Origin of the sequence: Methylobacterium sp. J-030 (assembly GCF_022829545.1) — a bacterium.
In the GTDB taxonomy this organism is placed as follows: Bacteria; Pseudomonadota; Alphaproteobacteria; order Rhizobiales; family Beijerinckiaceae; genus Methylobacterium.
This window is the reverse complement of record NZ_JAKSYM010000324.1, coordinates 1-350: the sequence shown is the minus strand read 5'-3', so window position 1 is coordinate 350 and position 350 is coordinate 1. Positions and strand designations below refer to the sequence as shown.

1 pseudogene is annotated in these 350 nt (G+C 67.7%); it reads right to left on the bottom strand.

What is annotated here, in order from left to right:
• Positions 1-82 precede the first annotated feature (82 nt).
• Positions 83-350: pseudogene (locus tag MKK75_RS25335) on the bottom strand (IS66 family transposase); the annotation flags it as partial.

Sequence of the window (350 nt, the reverse complement as noted above, 5' to 3'; positions counted from 1 at the left end):
TTTCTACACTGGCAAGCAGTTCAGCACAGATTGATGCAGCTGGCGCCCGACACGTAATTACCCACCCCGGGAGTTGCAGGGTTTAGGCGCCAACGGTGATTAGGATGGTTCCGAAGGGACGGCAGCCTGTGAGGCGCGCGGTATCGACGACGGTGCGGTGGGCGGCCTCGCCCTCGGCCGCCCACACCGCGCGGTAGCCTTTGGCCACCGTCCGCTGGATGACCGCCGCGCGCAGCACGCCGTCAGACCCCTTGTTGGTCGGCTCGACCGCCCCGGGATGGGCGAGAAGACGAGGAGCTGAGCGCGGGCTCGGCCGATCTTGGCCTGCAGGTCGCGGGTCAGCTCGCAGC